Raw genomic sequence first — 16,563 nt, 5'->3', positions numbered from 1 at the left:
GAATCAACTATTTTTGCCAAGATAATTTTGGTTTAAATACGAAGATGAATGTGATTACGCTCAAAACTACTGGTAATACGAATGAGCTTGCTGTCAGTGGACTCTCATTTAGTGGCAAGAACAGTGTTGAGATAAACACAAATATAACCACTGGCCACCGCAAAGCCGGTACACGTACTGCGTCGTGTTCACTTTCTATCCCGATAATGCCCACAATATAGTAGCTAGCACCCAGTAAGAGCAGTGCTACGATAAATGTAACTAACGTTGTGAACTCAGCGTTTTGAACTAGTTCTTTCATCCCAAAGTCAATAGATATTGTGTTCACACCCACAGATAGTGATGAGCAAACAACTAATGCAAAAAAACTACCTACGATTTTTTGCCATATTGGTCCAACAATTGTACTAACCAACACCACCACACTAGCCACGTAAAATAATTCCACACCGTCGTTTAAATTGTTACTCGCCACTTTGTGCAAATTATCAGAGCGTATTGTAATGGACATAAATAAGTCAATAGCAGCACCCAATATAATTGGCGCAATAATCATCCACACCACCTTACTGATGAAGAACTGCCTTCTAGAGGCACTTTGCGTACTCAACCAGGTATTCAAGTGTCTTGTTTGATCTGCGTACGTAGCGGCGCCTGCTGCTATGAGCATTATACCCATAAGTACGCCTCCCAACTCGCTGTCACTTCCTATGTTTGTTATTGCTCTCCCATAATATGTATTCACGCCCCCAATAAAACAAGTCACTAGAACACCAAGGATCGCTATTAATATAATTTGATTAGATTTAATCCTGCCATATAGCCGTAGTGCTTGTTTCATTGTTCACCCCCTAATTCTTGCTGCCAAGCATATACTTCGTTGGCAAAGCTCGCGCGGAATATGTCTTCACTGCTAATGGGTAGTTCTTCTATGAACTTGAAATCCGATCCAGCTAACCTAATACCAATATCTTCATCAAAATTATCAAACACAATGGTTACAATATGACCAACCTGAGCAATGATCGTCCCATTGTTCCTTAGAAATTCTGGCATCACATCCCCATCGTAAGCCAGTTGATACTTTTTAATGTTTTTATTATTTTCAATCGCAAATGCGCGATCAATTGTACCATCTTTTAGCAATAGAATACGATCAACTAAAGTATCAAGTTCAACCAAATTATGTGACGCAATGAGAACAGTCGTATTATTTTTTGTAACACGGTCAATAATTAACTGTTTTACCTGATCTCGAACTAATACGTCTAATCCATCAAGCGGTTCATCTAATAAAACATATTGGGCACGGCTAGCGAAGCTGACAATAATCGTGAACAACGCTTTCATCCCTTTTGAGTAATTTTGAACACGTTTATTATTGTTTAGTCCAAATTGATTCAAACGTTCATCGTACCATTCTGAATCAAAATTCACATAAGCGACAGATAAAATTGATTTAATCCGCTTTGGTGTGTAATATGCTAGCCAATTGTCTGGCATATCAATATAAAATAATTGGTCGTGAACTGCAATTGTTTTCATATAATCTTTATTATCTAGACCAATACGACCAAAATCAGCTTGCATCTCCCCAGATATTGTTCTAAATAAAGTTGTTTTCCCCGTACCATTACGCCCAACTAGACCAACAACTTCTCCCTCTTTGAGTTCAAAGCTTGCATTATTTAGAATGGCATGATGGTGTATCTTTTTAGAAATATTTTCTAAAATTAAACTCATGATATTTCTCCATATAATTCTTCAATCCAACTATGTAGCTGCTTGGCATCAATAGATGCACGTTTGGCCTCAATAACAATTTCGGTCATTTTTAAACGTAATTGTGCTAATAATTTATCATCTACAATACCCTCGTTTTCGCGAACAAAAGTACCTTTACCAGTCACCGTTTCAATCACATTTTGCGTTTCAAGAGCCTTATAAGCCTTTGCCACTGTATTTGGATTTAATCCCTCAATTAAAGCCATTTCTCGGACTGATGGTAATTTATCACCAATATGCAATACACCAGACGCAATTTGCGCTTTAATACGCCACATTAACTGCTCATATAATGGTTGACTGCGTTGAATTTGCGCCATCTGTGCACTTCCTTATTAAATTTTGATAGGTTTTTATAAATTGTCCTATCAATAACTGTTCCTTTGTGTGTTTCATTGTTCCCCATGATATCTGTACTACGTGTACTATAATACACAGTACACTTTGTCTTGTCAATCATTTTTATTTATAAAGCATTCAAAATAGTTGTGTTTTTTAGTTTACAGTTGTAGACTAAAAGTATGAATAAATTACTAACAACAAGTGAATGGGAAATAATGCGTGTGATATGGACGTTAGGTGAAGCTACCACCAATCAAATCATTCATATTATGCACAACCAGAAAGATTGGCAGCCATCAACGGTTAAAACGTTGATCAACCGAATACTAAAAAAAGGATTGTTACGTACAGATGGTGCTACACGCAATCGATTATACACACCAACTGTAGGTGAACATGAAACGATGACCCAAACACTACGTGCCACAATCGACGATATGTGTGCCATGTGTATAGGCCACACATTAGTGGATGTACTTGCTGACATGACCTTATCTCAATCAGACATTGTCAAACTACAAGCGTTACTAGCACAAAAAGTGAAAAATGCCCCGGAAAGCATTGCTTGTAACTGTCTACCCGAAAACTGTGAGGATTGTAAATGACTATGAACCATGATCACATGAATATGACAAATAAAAATACATCACATGAGCACCATGACATGTCAAGCATGAACCACGATCATATGGACATGTCCAGTCATGAACACACTTCTCATGCCGGCATGGACAGTATGGATATGTCAGACATGAAACGCCGTTTTTGGTGGGCTTTTTTCTTAATGCTTCCAATCATCATTATCACACCCTTCATGGGTATCCATTTGCCATTTACTTTTACTTTTCCTGGCAGTTCTTGGGTATCTGCGCTATTATCTACCCTCCTCTACTTCATTGGTTCCAAACCTTTTTGGGATGGTGCGCACGCTGAATTTCGTACTAAAAAGCCCGCTATGATGAGCTTAATTACCGTCGGACTGAATGTTACTTTTTGGTATTCTATTTACGCGGTTCTATCGACGCAACTATTTCATGTTCACGTTATGGATTTCTTTTGGGAATTTGCAACACTAAATGTTATTATGCTTCTAGGTCACCGAATTGAGATGTCTGTGACCATGCAAGCCGGAGATGCGACGGCTAAGTTACGCGAATTAATGCCAAACATTGCTCATGTCAAACATGATGATATGTTGATGGATATGCCTATTGACACACTAAAATCAAACATGATTGTTCGTGTGTTGGCTGGTGAATCTTTCCCTGCTGATGGTACTGTAGTTGAAGGTGTAAGCCAGGTTGATGAATCTTTAATGACTGGTGAAAGTCGACTAGTCGAAAAGAAAATAGGTTCTCAAGTGGTTGGTGGTACCATTAATGGTAATGGTACGCTCGATGTCAAATTAACGACTGTTGGGGATGATTCATTTATTGGCCAGCTAAAAGAAACCTTACTATCTTCTCAAGATAAGAAATCACGCGCTGAAACACTAGCAGACAAAGTCGCAGCATGGTTGTTTTGGGTGGCTCTATTATTTGCTATTGGTTCTCTACTTATTTGGACGCCACTACGCGGACTAGGTTTTGCAGTTAATATTGCCGCAACTGTGTTAGTCATTGCCTGCCCCCATGCTTTGGGTCTAGCAGTACCTTTGGTCATCAATCGAACAAAGGCGATTGCAGCAAAAGAAGGCATATTAATCAAAAATCGTAAAGCACTAGTGGCAGCAAATCATTTAAAGTTTGCTTTGATGGATAAAACTGGTACATTAACAACTGGAAAATTTACTGTACAGCGCTTTAGTGTCTATGACTTTGATCAAAGTAAAGCACTAGGAATTATGAGCGCATTAGACCAGCAATCTACCCACCCACTTGCGCAATCCATTGTTAACTACGCAAAAGAACAACACGCGCCAAAAATACAAGCATCACACGTAGAAAACATTGCCGGTTATGGTGTACGTGGTAAAATAGATGATCAATTATATACACTTGCTTCGGCAAAATATCTCAAACAAAATCATATTACTTTTACGCCACTACAAACGGAAGGCTCAATCTCTTACTTATTGGAAGAGGGACGCGTTATAGCTGCAATAGCACAAGGGGACCATCTCAAAGAATCAGCTCCTGCCTTTATTCGCACCTTATTGAACCAAGGGATCACACCTGTTATGATCACAGGTGACAACGAATTGGCTGCTAAACAGATTGCTGACGAGTTAAAAATAACAGATATCCATTCACAAGTATCCCCTCAAGACAAAATCAATCTGGTTTCAGAGTATCAACAACATGGTACGACAATGATGATTGGTGATGGTATTAATGATGCCCCAGCCTTAGCTCAAGCTAATTTAAGTATTGCCATCGGTGTTGGAACGGAAGTAGCACATGCTTCCGCTGATGCTATATTAATAGCTGATCAGTTATCAAAAATTATTGACTTTATTAATCTAGCTAAGCGTAGCAATACTAAACAAGTGCAAAACCTGTGGTGGGGAGCTAGTTACAACATTATTGCTATTCCTTTAGCTGCCGGTGTGTTGGCATTTGCTGGTATAATGCTAAACCCAATGATTGCCGCATTAATTATGTCACTGTCCACAATCATTGTTGCAATTAATGCATTATTATTAAAGCATTAGTTATACCTTTCCTTAATATTTAACAACCAGTTAATCTAAGAGTGTATAATAGTAGATATTGGTAATTTTACATACATATAAGGAGAAATTTCATGCGTAAGTATATCGCAGAATTCCTTGGAACATTTATGCTAGTGTTCTTTGGAACTGGTAGCGTTGTTTATTCAGCTGCTACAACACAATCGGCCATCACTGTCGGTTTGGCATTCGGTCTTTCATTAGCCGTTGCCATCTATGCCTTTGGTCATATCTCAGGTGGACATTTTAACCCTGCCGTTTCATTGGCAATGGCTATTCAAAAGCGTTTACCATGGGTGACATTTATTGGCTATGTGATTGCACAATTACTTGGTGCTATTGTTGCTTCTGCTGCTGTCTATGGCGGTGTAACAGCTTACCTGAAATCATCAACTGTAACTACTGCTTTGTCTGGTCAATCAATGACCGTAAAACAATTCGTATCCTTAGCTGGTCTTGGACAAACAAACTTCTCTGATGGTTCAGGTTGGTATGCATTTGCATTTGAACTTGTATTAACATTCTTGTTCGTTTTGGTAATCGCAATTGTTACTAAGTTGAATAACGTACCAGCACCATTTATTATCGGTATCTGGTTGGCCGTATTAATTGTTGTTGTATTACCAATTACTGGTGGTGCATTCAACCCAGCACGTGCATTAGCCCCAGCAATTTTTGTTCAAGGTAAAGCACTTACTCATGTATGGGTTTACCTAGTTGCTGACTTACTTGGTGGTGCATTGGCAGCATTTGCCGCTAACTTCCTTGATAAAAAGGAAGAAGTTGCAAGCACACCAAAAGAAGTTAAAGAAACTAAAAAAGCATAATTTCATCTTAGTCAAATAATGATGTCAGATAAAAAGACGAACACTCATTCAAGTGTTCGTCTTTTTGTGTTGCTTATCGTAGCTGTCTTGGAAAATCGCTTGGGAGTGGTCCTGTAATCATTCTTACTCCCTCATCAAACGGCAATGGTATTTTTATGGTTGCTGAATGTAGCAGCATACGGCCATTGTATACTCCACCGTATAGTTCATCCCCAACAATAGGGTGTCCTATACTAGCTAAGTGCACGCGTATCTGATGCATGCGCCCCGTACTTAATTGCACCCGTAGTAATGAACTGCAAAACACCGTATGCATTCGCCACCAATGTGTCATCGCCACTTGGGCTTCTTTCCCGTCAACGGCACGTTTTCGATCATCTCGAGCGTCGATTCCTATCGGTTTTGCGATTGTACCATGATTATCTTGCACGACGCCACTAACCCACGTTACATAAGTTCGTACAATCCGTTTATCTGCTAACATTCTATCTAGAATTGGTACCACGACGGGGTTCTTTGCTACAATTACTAAACCTGAAGTTGCTCGATCTATCCTGTGAACCATATAAGGCTGATCACTGACCTTTCGCTGAATAAACTCACCTGCTAAATAGTTCAACAAAGTATCAGTTTCCGTTGGCGAATGCGGATGCATTTTCATTCCTGCAGGTTTATCAATAACAACCAAGTCTTTATTTTCAAAAATGATATTTACCGACTTCTGATGGTTGGGTAGATAATTTGATTCACTAGTACGAAAGTCATCTGCATCGAAATTAAGCTGCAACTGATCCCCTGTTCGTAATTCATAGTTGGTAGGTACAATAATATTGTTCACACTAAAATGCTTTTTAATTCGCAAAGCGCCGCGAATCCTTTGTGGCACGTACCATTTTATCAATAGTTCCTTAACAGTTTGGCCAGAATTCTGGGATGTTATTATAAAATTATACTGCCACTTTTTCATATATCTAATTCGCTATTTTCATTCAGTTGCCCAACACAGAAATGTGAGTATACATAATAAAAAATGACTGTCTGTTTGACAATCATTTTTTACTATCGACAACGCGATACTTGGCTTTACCATCCTCTAAAAATACGTATAGCAATTGTGTCTCGTCGTCATCAAAGTAACCCATATTTACTGCCACAGTACCTTGAAAGTCTTCTAGGCCCTGAAATGCTTGTTTCATAATATGCTTTGTAATCATTGCACTGTCAATGTGTTCATTAGCATGAATCACTGCTGTACGCAAGGTATCGCCATCATCAATGTGTTGCTTAATAATGCTAACCTTTAAGAATGCACGAAAGCCATATAAGCGGGATTCTTGATCGTCATTACGATCCAGTGCCTTAACGTAACCTTGTTTTTCCCAATAACGCAGTTGTCGGGTAGACACGCCTGTCATCCGCGCAAGATCACCAATGCCGAATTGTAACTTATCGAATGCTGTTTTTTTATGAATGGTGCTGCGATTGTCCATGAATTAGACCTCTAAGTTAATATTATATAGTTGTCAAGTTACTTGTCAACAAATATCTATATAATAATTAAAATAAAGCTTCCCATTGTTTCAAAATGGGTTCGATTTGAAAATCACGAACACGATTTAAGGACTTTTCTGCTAAATCAAGTTGCTGCTGACGACTGTTGATTAGCCGTTGAATCGCTATAGCTGCCCCATCAATGTCACCGTTCTCTATCAAAACCCCAAATTCACCCTCTTTTAATACTTCTGCGGACCCTGTCTGTCTCATAGCGATAATTGGCAAACCAAAACTCATTGCCTCAACTAGGACAAGCGGTAATCCTTCCCAGCGTGATGTTTGCAGAAATAAACTTGAGTTACGATAATGGTCACGCAATTCATTATCTTTCAATGGACCACGATATATTATTTTTTCATGCGCCCCGTACTCATTGATTAATTGCTCAAAGGTTTCCATATCCTCCTGCATCCCACCCCCGGCAATTGCTAATTGCCAATCATCCGGTAATTTAGTGGCCAATTGTACAGCAAAATCAATTCCTTTGTGTTGAATAGCAATACGTGCCGTAAACGATATAATGTGTTTCTCCAATTTAGAAGGGCCTTTAGGTGCAATTGTCAAAGGGTTCCAAATTTTAACCGTACGTTCATTGTATTTTTTAAAGCCACCTAAATCAAAATCAGTTAGTACCACTACCGCATCTAAAACACGTAAGCCAGCTATAAATTCCTCGCGCATCATTGCATAGTATTGATCTCTATAAGTCGTAATGTTGTTATGCATCCACCCAAGCAGTTTTGTATGTGGCAACTTTGGTTTCAAAACAGCTGCAAAACTGGATAGTAGTCCACCTGCTAAAATAACCACATCATAGCGCTGTGCTAAAAGTGAGAAATTTTCAATAGCTTGGGCGTATCTTTTAAATGGATGCGCTTCACTTGTTAGACGTAGCGCGGGTGAAGCAACAACTAAAGGTGCTGACAATCCATAAAACGGTGGTAAATCAGAAAAACTATAATAGGTAACTTCATGGCTTGCTGCCAATGCATTACCGACGACAGTTGTTGCTCGCTTCATTCCCCCGAGTTCAATATTTTCGAGCGCAATTAAAATTTTTGCCATATATTACTCCAAATTTATATTCCCGTCATCACGACAGGTTGATTTCTAAAAAATTATTCGTCGTTACTCCAATCATCCGCATTTCGTGGCAATAATCTGGTTGTATCTGTCGTTTCATCATCAACTTCCGGTGCATCAGTAATATAATCACTCAATGTCGACTTATTACCATTTTGAGCAAACAAACTTGTTGATTTTGTTCCCAATTTTTTATTTTGTTTCTTCAGTCGTTTAATGGTCGCTTCTTTACTGTAGTCAAAACTATTGGCCTTGACTGTCTTGAAGCCTTCAGGTGTATAGAATTTAAGTAAGTTTTTTTGATTTAAGTTATCTGACATGGATAACTTTTTATTTACATATGCTTGAATTTTATCAACCTTGGCCTGCAATGCCTTACCTGGAGTTGTAATCTCTTGCCCTGTCTTAGTATTCCATATTCTTCCCGATAGACTGGCATATTCTGGCGTTATCCAGTCTTTATTTCGAAATACGACAATTTGCTTATGATTTTTACTCAATAAATCCTGCCCGAATTGAATGTAACGTTTCGTACTAATGCCCAATAAATGTTCTATCGTTGGGGCCACATCAATTTCACCACCATAAGTATGGTCAACATAACCGTTTTTCATTCCCGGAATATGAACAATAAATGGTACGCGCTGAAGGTTTGCATTATCTAGATCAGTCCAGTCGTCAGAGTCTTTTCCTAATAGTGAAGCTAAATAAGAGGCATCTGTGTTTGAAATACCATAGTGATCACCGTACAAAACAACAGCTGTATTTTTATATAAGCCCGATTTTTTCAGATAAGCAAAAAATTCTTTCACAGATTGATCAAGATAATGATTAGTAATGAAATAATTATCAACTAATTTTGATCCAGTATTGCTCGTTTGGAAATTAGGGTCTTGATCTTGTTTATCTAGAGTAAACGGTGTGTGATTAGTTACTGTTAAATATTTAGCATAGAATGGTTGTTGTAGCCGTTCCAAATAAGGGACTGAATTATGAAATAACAACTTATCCTTCAGACCCCAAGAAGTTGCTTTTTTTCCAGTAATATCGAAATAATCACCTGAAACCCAATTTTGATAACCCATTCGTTTATAAACTGTACTACGATTCCAGAATGAACCCATATTACCATGAAATACTGCACTGGAATAGCCGGCCCGTTGATTCAAAATTGCTGGCATCGCTTGGAAAGTCTGATCATCACCCAATTTAGTAAATAAAGACCCCTGGGGCAAACCAAATGTAGACGTTTCTAACATATTTTCTGCATCTGACGTTTTTCCCTGTCCAACTTGATTGAAAAAATTATCAAAAGCAATGGTTGACTTACTGTGGTAAAGACTATTCAAAAATGGTGTGACTTCCTGCCCGTTTATTTTTCGATCAATTGACATTTGTTGAAAGCTTTCCAGATGAATGACGATTACATTCTTTCCCTTAGCTTTTCCGTAAAATTTAGGATTAATCGCAGCATAGTTTTTCTTAATGTAGTTTTGCACAGCTGTCAATTCTGATGGCGTAGCCGTTTTTCGGATTTGACTAGTTTGATATGTATTGATGGCATCATAAATTGTAAACGGTCCTATACCAAGGTATTTAACCATGTACTCTCGATCGAACTGCCGAACCAGTAATTGTGGGCGATTCAAGTCAGCCAACAATAGATTGGCCATAAAAATAAATACACCGATGGTTAAAATTTTAAATGGTTGTAACCGCATCATTGGACGACTATCAAAATGAATCTTTCGCGCTAAGAATAAGCCAATCAGGATGATAATATCAATCCAGAAAAATACATCATGAATCCCAAACGCAATTGCTCCAGCTGCTTTTCCACCCTGATTAACCGAACTGTATCCCAACATTGTGTTAACTGACATAAAATCAGAAAACTCACGAAAATAAATCACATTTAAATATAGTAGGCCGGTCATTGCGGCATCAAGTAAAATCAATGCACCATAGTATAATTGCTTAGGCTTAATAAATAACGCAATACTAAAGATAATTATCGTAAACCCGATTGGATTGACTAGCATCAAGAATATCTGCAAAGGGTCGGAGACATGTAACCAATAAAAATCAGCACCATATGCCAAAATTGTTTTTAACGTAAATAATACAACCGTCCACGTAAAAAAACCTGTACGAGTATTCAGCTGTTTAATCCAATTTTTTGGCGCCAAAGTTTCATGCCAAATATTTTTTAAATATTTTTTCATAACTATCATTATACCAACTTTGCAGGGTTTAGGTTTATAATTTCTGCTGAACCAGCGTCTCACTGTTATCCCCATTGCTTTTCTTGCACTTAACTTGCTATAATAATGCTATGAAAATACAGATTAAACATGAACAAGGCCTCGGACCTATCCACGAAGATGCCCTAGCAATACGTAAAGCAGTTTTTATTGTTGAGCAAGGGGTTGACATTAAAGATGAATTGAATGATCAAGCTGCTGAAGAGAATGCTATCCATATCGTTATTTATGTTGATAACAAACTTGCAGCCACTGCTCGTGTATTAGCTGAATCAGATGATACTTGGCACATACAACGTGTCGCTACATTATTTCCTCTTCGTGGACAGGGGTTAGGTAGAAAACTTATGGAATACATTGAAACCCTAGCACCATCTTATGGTATTCAAAATCTTGTCCTTGGTGCTCAAGTTCAGGCCCGAGGATTTTATGAATCACTCGGCTTTGCAGCGATTGGAGCGACTTTCTTTGAAGCTGGAATACAACATATACATATGAAAAAAGAGCTATAATCAATTATTAGCTCTTTTTTATGCGATAGTATTATTATATATGATCATAAGCTATTTCTATTTTTATTTTGTACGGCTGCACGTCATCAACTAACTCACTCCGTGTCGCTAAATGACTTGGCCCTCCTATAAGAACTACTGAGGCTATTGCCAAGCGATAATTAGTCAATGCTTGAGCCGTAGGTGTTAGACCAACCATAGAAACATTACCCAATTCTCGAGCTTGTAATTGGTTAATGCCGCCGAATATTTGTAGCGTACCATTATTTTCACGCATTGCAAAATAAGGTAACAAAGTCCCAGGATGGTTGGCGTAAATTACTCCTTGTTGCGCAATAATTTGTCGTTGTGCTTGTTCACCAAGATGCCCGTAATCATTTGCTATTAGATCAAGTTGTCGCATCTCTAATGCAAGCGTGTCTAGATTGGCTTGTTGCTGCGCGTCACTTACCACTGTGCCTGACATAACATTCTGTCGACTGTATAGTCCATTAGCCGGCATGATAACCGTCTCCGATTCACGTTCACTCTTTTCCTCATGAGGTCCCCCTAATAATTTCTCAATCCTAGGTGAAACATCCCACTTACTCGTATGCTTCGTAAAATAATATATTATATTCAAAATGACGAAGTAAAGTAATAGCAAGAATACTGCAGCAATTAATGCACCACGCAACCAACGACCATTCACAAAAAAACGATAGGCTAAATAAAGTAGATACCAAACACCCCCGGCCCCAACAACAGTATATATGCGACCTTTGGTTTTTGAATTTGTCGTAAAATATCCGAGATAATGATTAATTAAATCAAGAACTGTCAGCATTATTGGGTATCCTCCGAACTACTTGTTGTGCGTGTTGCATTTGATGAACTTGATGTTGCATTATTATCACTTGACGATGTTGCTGAAGATGATGTACCAGATGATGATGTAGCAGCACTTGAGGTTGTCGTATCTGCGGCCGAAGTTGTAGCAGCCGATGACGTATCATCAGCTGATGTATCATCCGATGTTGAACTTGACTCGTCATCGCTGCTAGACGTTGATGAACTACTTGATTTATCATCACTACTAGTCGATTTACTTGTTGTGCTACTTGTTATCATCGAAGTGCTCATGGCACTACTAGCACTTGATGATACTTTCCCACCTTCACTTGTACCAGTTGCAACGTTTACTGCTAAATTTGCAGCACTGATAGCAACAATTAAGGAAACAATAGCTGATGGTGTTAAAAACGGTGGTGTTCGATATTTTTTAGGCATAATTTATTCCCCTGTTATTCTATTTTACCCTTTCTATATCAAATTAGGATAAAGATTTAACCTATAACCAACGAAAACCCGCAATTACTTGCGGGCGAACTATATTTATAAAATATTTTAGGAGATTTTATTTTAGGGAGATTGAGATGGGAGAGAAGTCCGTTGATTCGTTGTTTGATATCAACCAATGTTGATGGGTATAATATAGACATTCAATATTAAATGGAGATTAAACATGTCAAAATATAAAGCTTACTTCATCGACCTAGATGGCACAATATATCAAGGTAACAAAAAGATGCCTTCTGGAAAACGTTTCATTGATCGACTAAAGGCAGCTAATATTCCTTACCTATTTGTAACCAATAATTCAACCAAAAACCCAGAAGACGTGGCTGATAACTTAACCAAAAACCATGATATTGAAACATCGGCCGACCAAGTTTATACTAGCTCAATGGCAACAGCCGATTTTCTTAAAACGATTGCTTCACCTGACAAAAAAAGAGTATATATAATAGGCGAATCTGGTCTACGGGATGCATTAATAAATGCTGATTTTACAATAACTAGTGACGAAAATGCTGATTTTGTTGTTGCCGGACTAGATCGAGCATTCAACTATGAAAAGCTCACTACCGCTACATTAGCAATCCAACAAGGTGCACAGTTTATTGCAACAAATCGTGATACTAATTTACCCAATGAACGTGGCATGTTACCTGGAGCTGGTTCATTAATTTCTGCCATCCAAACTGCAACACAGGTTGAGCCAACTGTGATAGCTAAACCAGAAATACCCATTATGGATGGTGCGTTAAACAAGCTTCATATTAATCAACAAGATGTTGTTATGGTTGGTGATAATTACAATACTGACATTCTTGCCGGCATTAATTCACAAATTGACACATTACTCGTATATTCAGGCGTTTCTACACCTAAGCAAATTTCTCAGATGGTTCAAAAGCCAACCCATGAAGTTGAAACTTTAGACAATTGGACAATTTAAAAAATAAAAGCGGTATGTTTCACGTGAAACATACCGCTTTTATTTTTAAGCTAATTCCTCGCTAGGAATGGTTGCTACATTTTTTTTGATGCGATCTGGATGATAAAATACCAGATAAAGTATTGCTGAAATCACGGGAATAACAGCTGAAACCAAATACAGTTCACGGAATGTCAACACGGCGTGTAAAGCACCAAGAGCGTATGGTCCGACACCTAACCCCAAGTCCAAGCCGATGAAGTATGTTGATAAAGCAATACCGACACGATGACTCGAAACTAACTTTAAGGAAACCGCTTGACCATTTGACATGAATGTTCCATATCCTAAACCAATGAATGCACCGGACAATAACAAAGTAAATCCATTATGAGTCAATGCCAAAACAACTAAACCAAGAGCTAAGAAAAAGTAGCTCGGATACATAACATAATTTTCACCAAAGCGATCAAAAATACGTCCTGACATTGGCCTTGTCAATGTTACAATACCGGCATAGACTACGAAAAAGAATGAACTAATTGAAACCAAGTTCAAAGTTTCCGCATATGAAGCCAAAAATGATAGTACTGACGAATAAGACAAGCCCATCAAAAATCCTACACCAGCAATTAATAATACTTTAAATTCAATGAAACTAGAAACCTTCCAAGACTTCAATTCGGATAAATGTTCTGGTGAAAGCGTCACATTGTTAATTTTAATTGCAAACAATGCAACCATTGAAATTCCAATTAAGATAACCGATAATATCACGATAAATCGAAAACTAGTTGCATTCAATAACAATAAACCAATGAAGGGGCCAATAGCCGCAGCTAAGCTTGTACTCAACCCATAATAATTTATACCCTCTCCTTTGCGTTTCTCAGGAATAAATTCGGTCACAATAGCATTTAGGGCTGTTGAAGTCATTCCGTACGCAAAACCATTAAAGAGACGTACCGCATCTAATATAGCGACTGTTGGTACAAATAAGTAAGCAATTGTTGTAATTAAATATAGAATAGCGCCCCATCGAACAATCTTTTTCCGTCCGATTAGTTCTAACTCTTTTCCAACTATTAGCCGAGCTATTAACGTTCCTATGATATAAATCCCAGAGGCCAATCCCGCTTGCCCAAACGAAGCATGTAGTTGATTGTGTGCAACAACAGCAATTATAACCATCATCAGATAATACACTAAGTACACGATAAAGTTAATAATAGTAATTGTTAAAAAGCCTTTATTAAATAATTTTTCTTCCATTTTCCCAATCTCAAATTCTATTTAGCAACTCTAACAATAGCAAAGTAGCTATGTAGGTGCAAACTTGAAATCAGATTTTAAAACATGCATATCGCGTTCCTTCAATCATTTTAACACTGCGCGCGTTTGCATGAAAATAATGTAATCGTTAAGCCGTTGATATTAGATTACCACGATTTCACAAAGGTTGCAAAATTTTTTTAATTCACTTATATACTTGTCAAATAAGTTGACAAATAAGCTTTTAATATTATTAAATTGCTTGTTTCCTCTTGTGAAATTTATTTTCTTTCAGTAATTTACAGTAATTATTTCTTAGTTTTTTCTATATGAAGAAAACAATACAAAGGTTTTACACAACAAAAAAGGAGAGTTAAACCTCTCCTACTTCTTAATGGGCCATCCAGGACTCGAACCTGGGACCTCTGCGTTATCAACACAGCGCTCTAACCAACTGAGCTAATGGCCCGTATTCCCCTTGCCTACTCTTACATAGACAAAAGCGAATGACGGGAATCGAACCCGCATAGCCAGCTTGGAAGGCTGGAATTCTACCATTGAACTACATTCGCAAGCTTTTCTTCGGGATCCTCTCCCTATGGCGCTGGACGGAATCGAACCGCCGACACATGCAGCTTCAATGCATTGCTCTACCAACTGAGCTACAGAGCCATCTCATTGTTCCCAATGAACGGTCACAGCGGGGCTCGAACCCGCGATCTCCTGCGTGACAGGCAGGCGTCCTAACCAGCTAGACCATGCGACCAATTGCGGGAGCAGGATTTGAACCTACGACCTTCGGGTTATGGGCCCGACGAGCTACCAGACTGCTCCATCCCGCGATTATATTATGACACCTTCTTCAAATGCCTAAGGAGAATGTGGGATTCGAACCCACGCGCCGGTTTCCCGACCTGACGGTTTTCAAGACCGTTCCCTTCAGCCAGACTTGGGTAATTCTCCATTATCTTTCTTACTTGTCCTGCATGGACCATGTTGGACTCGAACCAACGACCGGACGGTTATGAGCCGTCTGCTCTAACCAACTGAGCTAATGGTCCTAAATCGAGCCTATCGCGGCAGGGGGGATCGAACCCTCGACCTCTCGGGTATGAACCGAACGCTCTAGCCAGCTGAGCTACACCGCGGTCTGTCTTGATTAGCTTCCCTAATCAATCGGGATGACAGGATTCGAACCTGCGACCCCCTGGTCCCAAACCAGGTGCTCTACCAAGCTGAGCTACATCCCGAATTAGTCTATCGAGAGCTTATCGCCCCACTAAACTTAAAAAAAGAGTTTGAATTCCTTCAACCTCTATGCACCTAGCAGGAGTCGAACCTGCAACCTCCTGATTCGTAGTCAGACGCTCTATCCAATTGCGCTATAGGTGCATATATGCCGGCGACCGGGATCGAACCGGTACGATATTTCTATCGCAGGATTTTAAGTCCTGTGCGTCTGCCTATTCCGCCACGCCGGCATAGAAGCGGAAGACGGGATTCGAACCCGCGACCCCCACCATGGCAAGGTGATGTTCTACCACTGAACTACTTCCGCATAAATTATGCCGACTAAAGGACTCGAACCTTCGACCCCCGCTTTACAAGAGCGGTGCTCTACCAACTGAGCTAAGTCGGCATCGCTTATCCCGACGTGGCAAGTTTGACATGAATGTCAATGGACGCTACAGGGATCGAACCTGTGACCCCCTGCTTGTAAGGCAGGTGCTCTCCCAGCTGAGCTAAGCGTCCATGATGGAGAGGAAGGGATTCGAACCCTCGAAGCAAGTTCCCCTGCTTACACGGTTTCCAACCGTGCTCCTTCGGCCAGACTCGGACACCTCTCCGATTATCTTCCTACTGCTCTCTACTTCTTTTCTATGTACGGCACCGCATCGTCCTATCCTCGCAGGAAGCGATCCTCCAACTACTTTCGGCGCTATAGAGCTTAACTTCTGTGTTCGGTATGGGAACAGGTGTGTCCTCTATGCTA

At 39.2% G+C, this 16,563-nt stretch carries 15 protein-coding genes, 15 tRNA genes and 1 rRNA gene (1 of these 31 cut by a window edge); 5 read left to right on the top strand and 26 right to left on the bottom strand.

Annotation, left to right across the window (positions count from 1 at the left end; translation table 11 throughout):
* Positions 1–7: 7 nt before the first annotated feature.
* The 3 genes from RHP56_RS00260 to RHP56_RS00250 are packed head-to-tail and all read right to left on the bottom strand — an operon-like array spanning position 8 to position 2,105.
* Positions 8–841 carry an MFS transporter gene (locus RHP56_RS00260; RefSeq protein WP_025267643.1) on the bottom strand — a complete coding sequence of 278 codons (834 nt, stop codon included), beginning with the start codon at positions 839–841 and terminating at the stop codon, positions 8–10.
* A complete protein-coding gene (locus RHP56_RS00255) occupies positions 838–1,743 on the bottom strand; it encodes an ATP-binding cassette domain-containing protein (RefSeq protein ID WP_102753330.1) in 906 nt (301 codons plus the stop codon). Before RHP56_RS00255 ends, RHP56_RS00260 begins: the two co-directional genes overlap by 4 nt.
* Positions 1,740–2,105 carry a GntR family transcriptional regulator gene (locus tag RHP56_RS00250; RefSeq protein ID WP_010289471.1) on the bottom strand — a complete coding sequence of 122 codons (366 nt, stop codon included), beginning with the start codon at positions 2,103–2,105 and terminating at the stop codon, positions 1,740–1,742. Before RHP56_RS00250 ends, RHP56_RS00255 begins: the two co-directional genes overlap by 4 nt.
* 201 nt (positions 2,106–2,306) lie before the next feature.
* Here RHP56_RS00250 and RHP56_RS00245 point away from each other — a divergent pair, with 201 nt between their 5' ends.
* From RHP56_RS00245 to RHP56_RS00235, 3 genes are all read left to right on the top strand, one after another.
* The gene (locus RHP56_RS00245; protein ID WP_011679041.1) at positions 2,307–2,732 is read left to right on the top strand and encodes a CopY/TcrY family copper transport repressor; all 426 of its coding nucleotides are present in this window, start codon (positions 2,307–2,309) and stop codon (positions 2,730–2,732) included.
* The gene (locus tag RHP56_RS00240) at positions 2,729–4,780 is read left to right on the top strand and encodes a copper-translocating P-type ATPase (protein WP_102753331.1); all 2,052 of its coding nucleotides are present in this window, start codon (positions 2,729–2,731) and stop codon (positions 4,778–4,780) included. Before RHP56_RS00245 ends, RHP56_RS00240 begins: the two co-directional genes overlap by 4 nt.
* Before the next feature lie 92 nt (positions 4,781–4,872).
* Positions 4,873–5,625 carry an MIP/aquaporin family protein gene (locus RHP56_RS00235; protein WP_010284482.1) on the top strand — a complete coding sequence of 251 codons (753 nt, stop codon included), beginning with the start codon at positions 4,873–4,875 and terminating at the stop codon, positions 5,623–5,625.
* A gap of 73 nt (positions 5,626–5,698) precedes the next feature.
* On the opposite strand, the gene RHP56_RS00230 is transcribed toward RHP56_RS00235, so the two are convergent.
* The 4 genes from RHP56_RS00230 to RHP56_RS00215 form a co-directional block, all read right to left on the bottom strand.
* Positions 5,699–6,592: an RluA family pseudouridine synthase gene (locus RHP56_RS00230; RefSeq protein WP_010284478.1), complete on the bottom strand. Its 894-nt coding sequence runs from the start codon at positions 6,590–6,592 to the stop codon at positions 5,699–5,701.
* Between the two features lie 82 nt (positions 6,593–6,674).
* Positions 6,675–7,115 carry a MerR family transcriptional regulator gene (locus tag RHP56_RS00225; RefSeq protein ID WP_010284476.1) on the bottom strand — a complete coding sequence of 147 codons (441 nt, stop codon included), beginning with the start codon at positions 7,113–7,115 and terminating at the stop codon, positions 6,675–6,677.
* A gap of 67 nt (positions 7,116–7,182) precedes the next feature.
* Positions 7,183–8,244 carry a glycosyltransferase gene (locus RHP56_RS00220; protein ID WP_042252537.1) on the bottom strand — a complete coding sequence of 354 codons (1,062 nt, stop codon included), beginning with the start codon at positions 8,242–8,244 and terminating at the stop codon, positions 7,183–7,185.
* 53 nt (positions 8,245–8,297) lie between these two features.
* Positions 8,298–10,496 (bottom strand): LTA synthase family protein, encoded by a 2,199-nt coding sequence (locus RHP56_RS00215; protein WP_014324132.1) that lies wholly within the window; start codon positions 10,494–10,496, stop codon positions 8,298–8,300.
* 101 nt (positions 10,497–10,597) lie between these two features.
* On the opposite strand from RHP56_RS00215, the gene RHP56_RS00210 reads away from it, so the two are divergent.
* On the top strand, positions 10,598–11,038 hold the full coding sequence (locus RHP56_RS00210) for a GNAT family N-acetyltransferase (protein WP_010287964.1): 441 nt from the start codon (positions 10,598–10,600) through the stop codon (positions 11,036–11,038).
* Between the two features lie 34 nt (positions 11,039–11,072).
* Here RHP56_RS00210 and RHP56_RS00205 read toward each other — a convergent pair whose 3' ends face one another.
* Both RHP56_RS00205 and RHP56_RS00200 read right to left on the bottom strand, forming a co-directional pair.
* Positions 11,073–11,864 carry a DUF6681 family protein gene (locus RHP56_RS00205; protein ID WP_011679037.1) on the bottom strand — a complete coding sequence of 264 codons (792 nt, stop codon included), beginning with the start codon at positions 11,862–11,864 and terminating at the stop codon, positions 11,073–11,075.
* The gene (locus tag RHP56_RS00200; RefSeq protein WP_102753332.1) at positions 11,864–12,307 is read right to left on the bottom strand and encodes a hypothetical protein; all 444 of its coding nucleotides are present in this window, start codon (positions 12,305–12,307) and stop codon (positions 11,864–11,866) included. Before RHP56_RS00200 ends, RHP56_RS00205 begins: the two co-directional genes overlap by 1 nt.
* Before the next feature lie 235 nt (positions 12,308–12,542).
* On the opposite strand from RHP56_RS00200, the gene RHP56_RS00195 reads away from it, so the two are divergent.
* The gene (locus RHP56_RS00195) at positions 12,543–13,319 is read left to right on the top strand and encodes a TIGR01457 family HAD-type hydrolase (protein ID WP_011679035.1); all 777 of its coding nucleotides are present in this window, start codon (positions 12,543–12,545) and stop codon (positions 13,317–13,319) included.
* A gap of 45 nt (positions 13,320–13,364) precedes the next feature.
* Here RHP56_RS00195 and RHP56_RS00190 read toward each other — a convergent pair whose 3' ends face one another.
* From RHP56_RS00190 to rrf, 17 genes are all read right to left on the bottom strand, one after another.
* Complete coding sequence (locus RHP56_RS00190; protein WP_011679034.1) at positions 13,365–14,570, bottom strand: MFS transporter; 1,206 nt, start codon at positions 14,568–14,570, stop codon at positions 13,365–13,367.
* 395 nt (positions 14,571–14,965) lie between these two features.
* Positions 14,966–15,039 (bottom strand) — tRNA-Ile (locus RHP56_RS00185).
* A 32-nt stretch (positions 15,040–15,071) separates the two neighbouring features.
* A tRNA-Gly gene (locus RHP56_RS00180) sits at positions 15,072–15,142 on the bottom strand.
* Between the two features lie 27 nt (positions 15,143–15,169).
* Positions 15,170–15,242 (bottom strand) — tRNA-Phe (locus RHP56_RS00175).
* Between the two features lie 20 nt (positions 15,243–15,262).
* Positions 15,263–15,336, bottom strand: a tRNA-Asp gene (locus RHP56_RS00170).
* A 2-nt stretch (positions 15,337–15,338) separates the two neighbouring features.
* A tRNA-Met gene (locus RHP56_RS00165) sits at positions 15,339–15,412 on the bottom strand.
* Between the two features lie 31 nt (positions 15,413–15,443).
* Positions 15,444–15,533 (bottom strand) — tRNA-Ser (locus RHP56_RS00160).
* 24 nt (positions 15,534–15,557) lie between these two features.
* Positions 15,558–15,631: transfer RNA gene (locus RHP56_RS00155), tRNA-Ile, on the bottom strand.
* Positions 15,632–15,644: 13 nt separating this feature from the next.
* A tRNA-Met gene (locus RHP56_RS00150) sits at positions 15,645–15,718 on the bottom strand.
* A gap of 28 nt (positions 15,719–15,746) precedes the next feature.
* Positions 15,747–15,820 (bottom strand) — tRNA-Pro (locus tag RHP56_RS00145).
* Positions 15,821–15,888: 68 nt separating this feature from the next.
* Positions 15,889–15,962: transfer RNA gene (locus RHP56_RS00140), tRNA-Arg, on the bottom strand.
* Between the two features lie 5 nt (positions 15,963–15,967).
* Positions 15,968–16,051 (bottom strand) — tRNA-Leu (locus RHP56_RS00135).
* Between the two features lie 5 nt (positions 16,052–16,056).
* Positions 16,057–16,128, bottom strand: a tRNA-Gly gene (locus tag RHP56_RS00130).
* 8 nt (positions 16,129–16,136) lie between these two features.
* Positions 16,137–16,209, bottom strand: a tRNA-Thr gene (locus tag RHP56_RS00125).
* Positions 16,210–16,249: 40 nt separating this feature from the next.
* Positions 16,250–16,322: transfer RNA gene (locus tag RHP56_RS00120), tRNA-Val, on the bottom strand.
* A gap of 4 nt (positions 16,323–16,326) precedes the next feature.
* Positions 16,327–16,417: transfer RNA gene (locus RHP56_RS00115), tRNA-Ser, on the bottom strand.
* Positions 16,418–16,457: 40 nt separating this feature from the next.
* Positions 16,458–16,563 (bottom strand): 5S ribosomal RNA (rrf, locus tag RHP56_RS00110); it runs 11 nt beyond the window's last position.

Source organism: Leuconostoc sp. C5, from assembly GCF_056530425.1.
The sequence above is the reverse complement of the archived record's forward strand: the minus strand, read 5'-3'. Positions and strand labels throughout refer to the sequence as shown.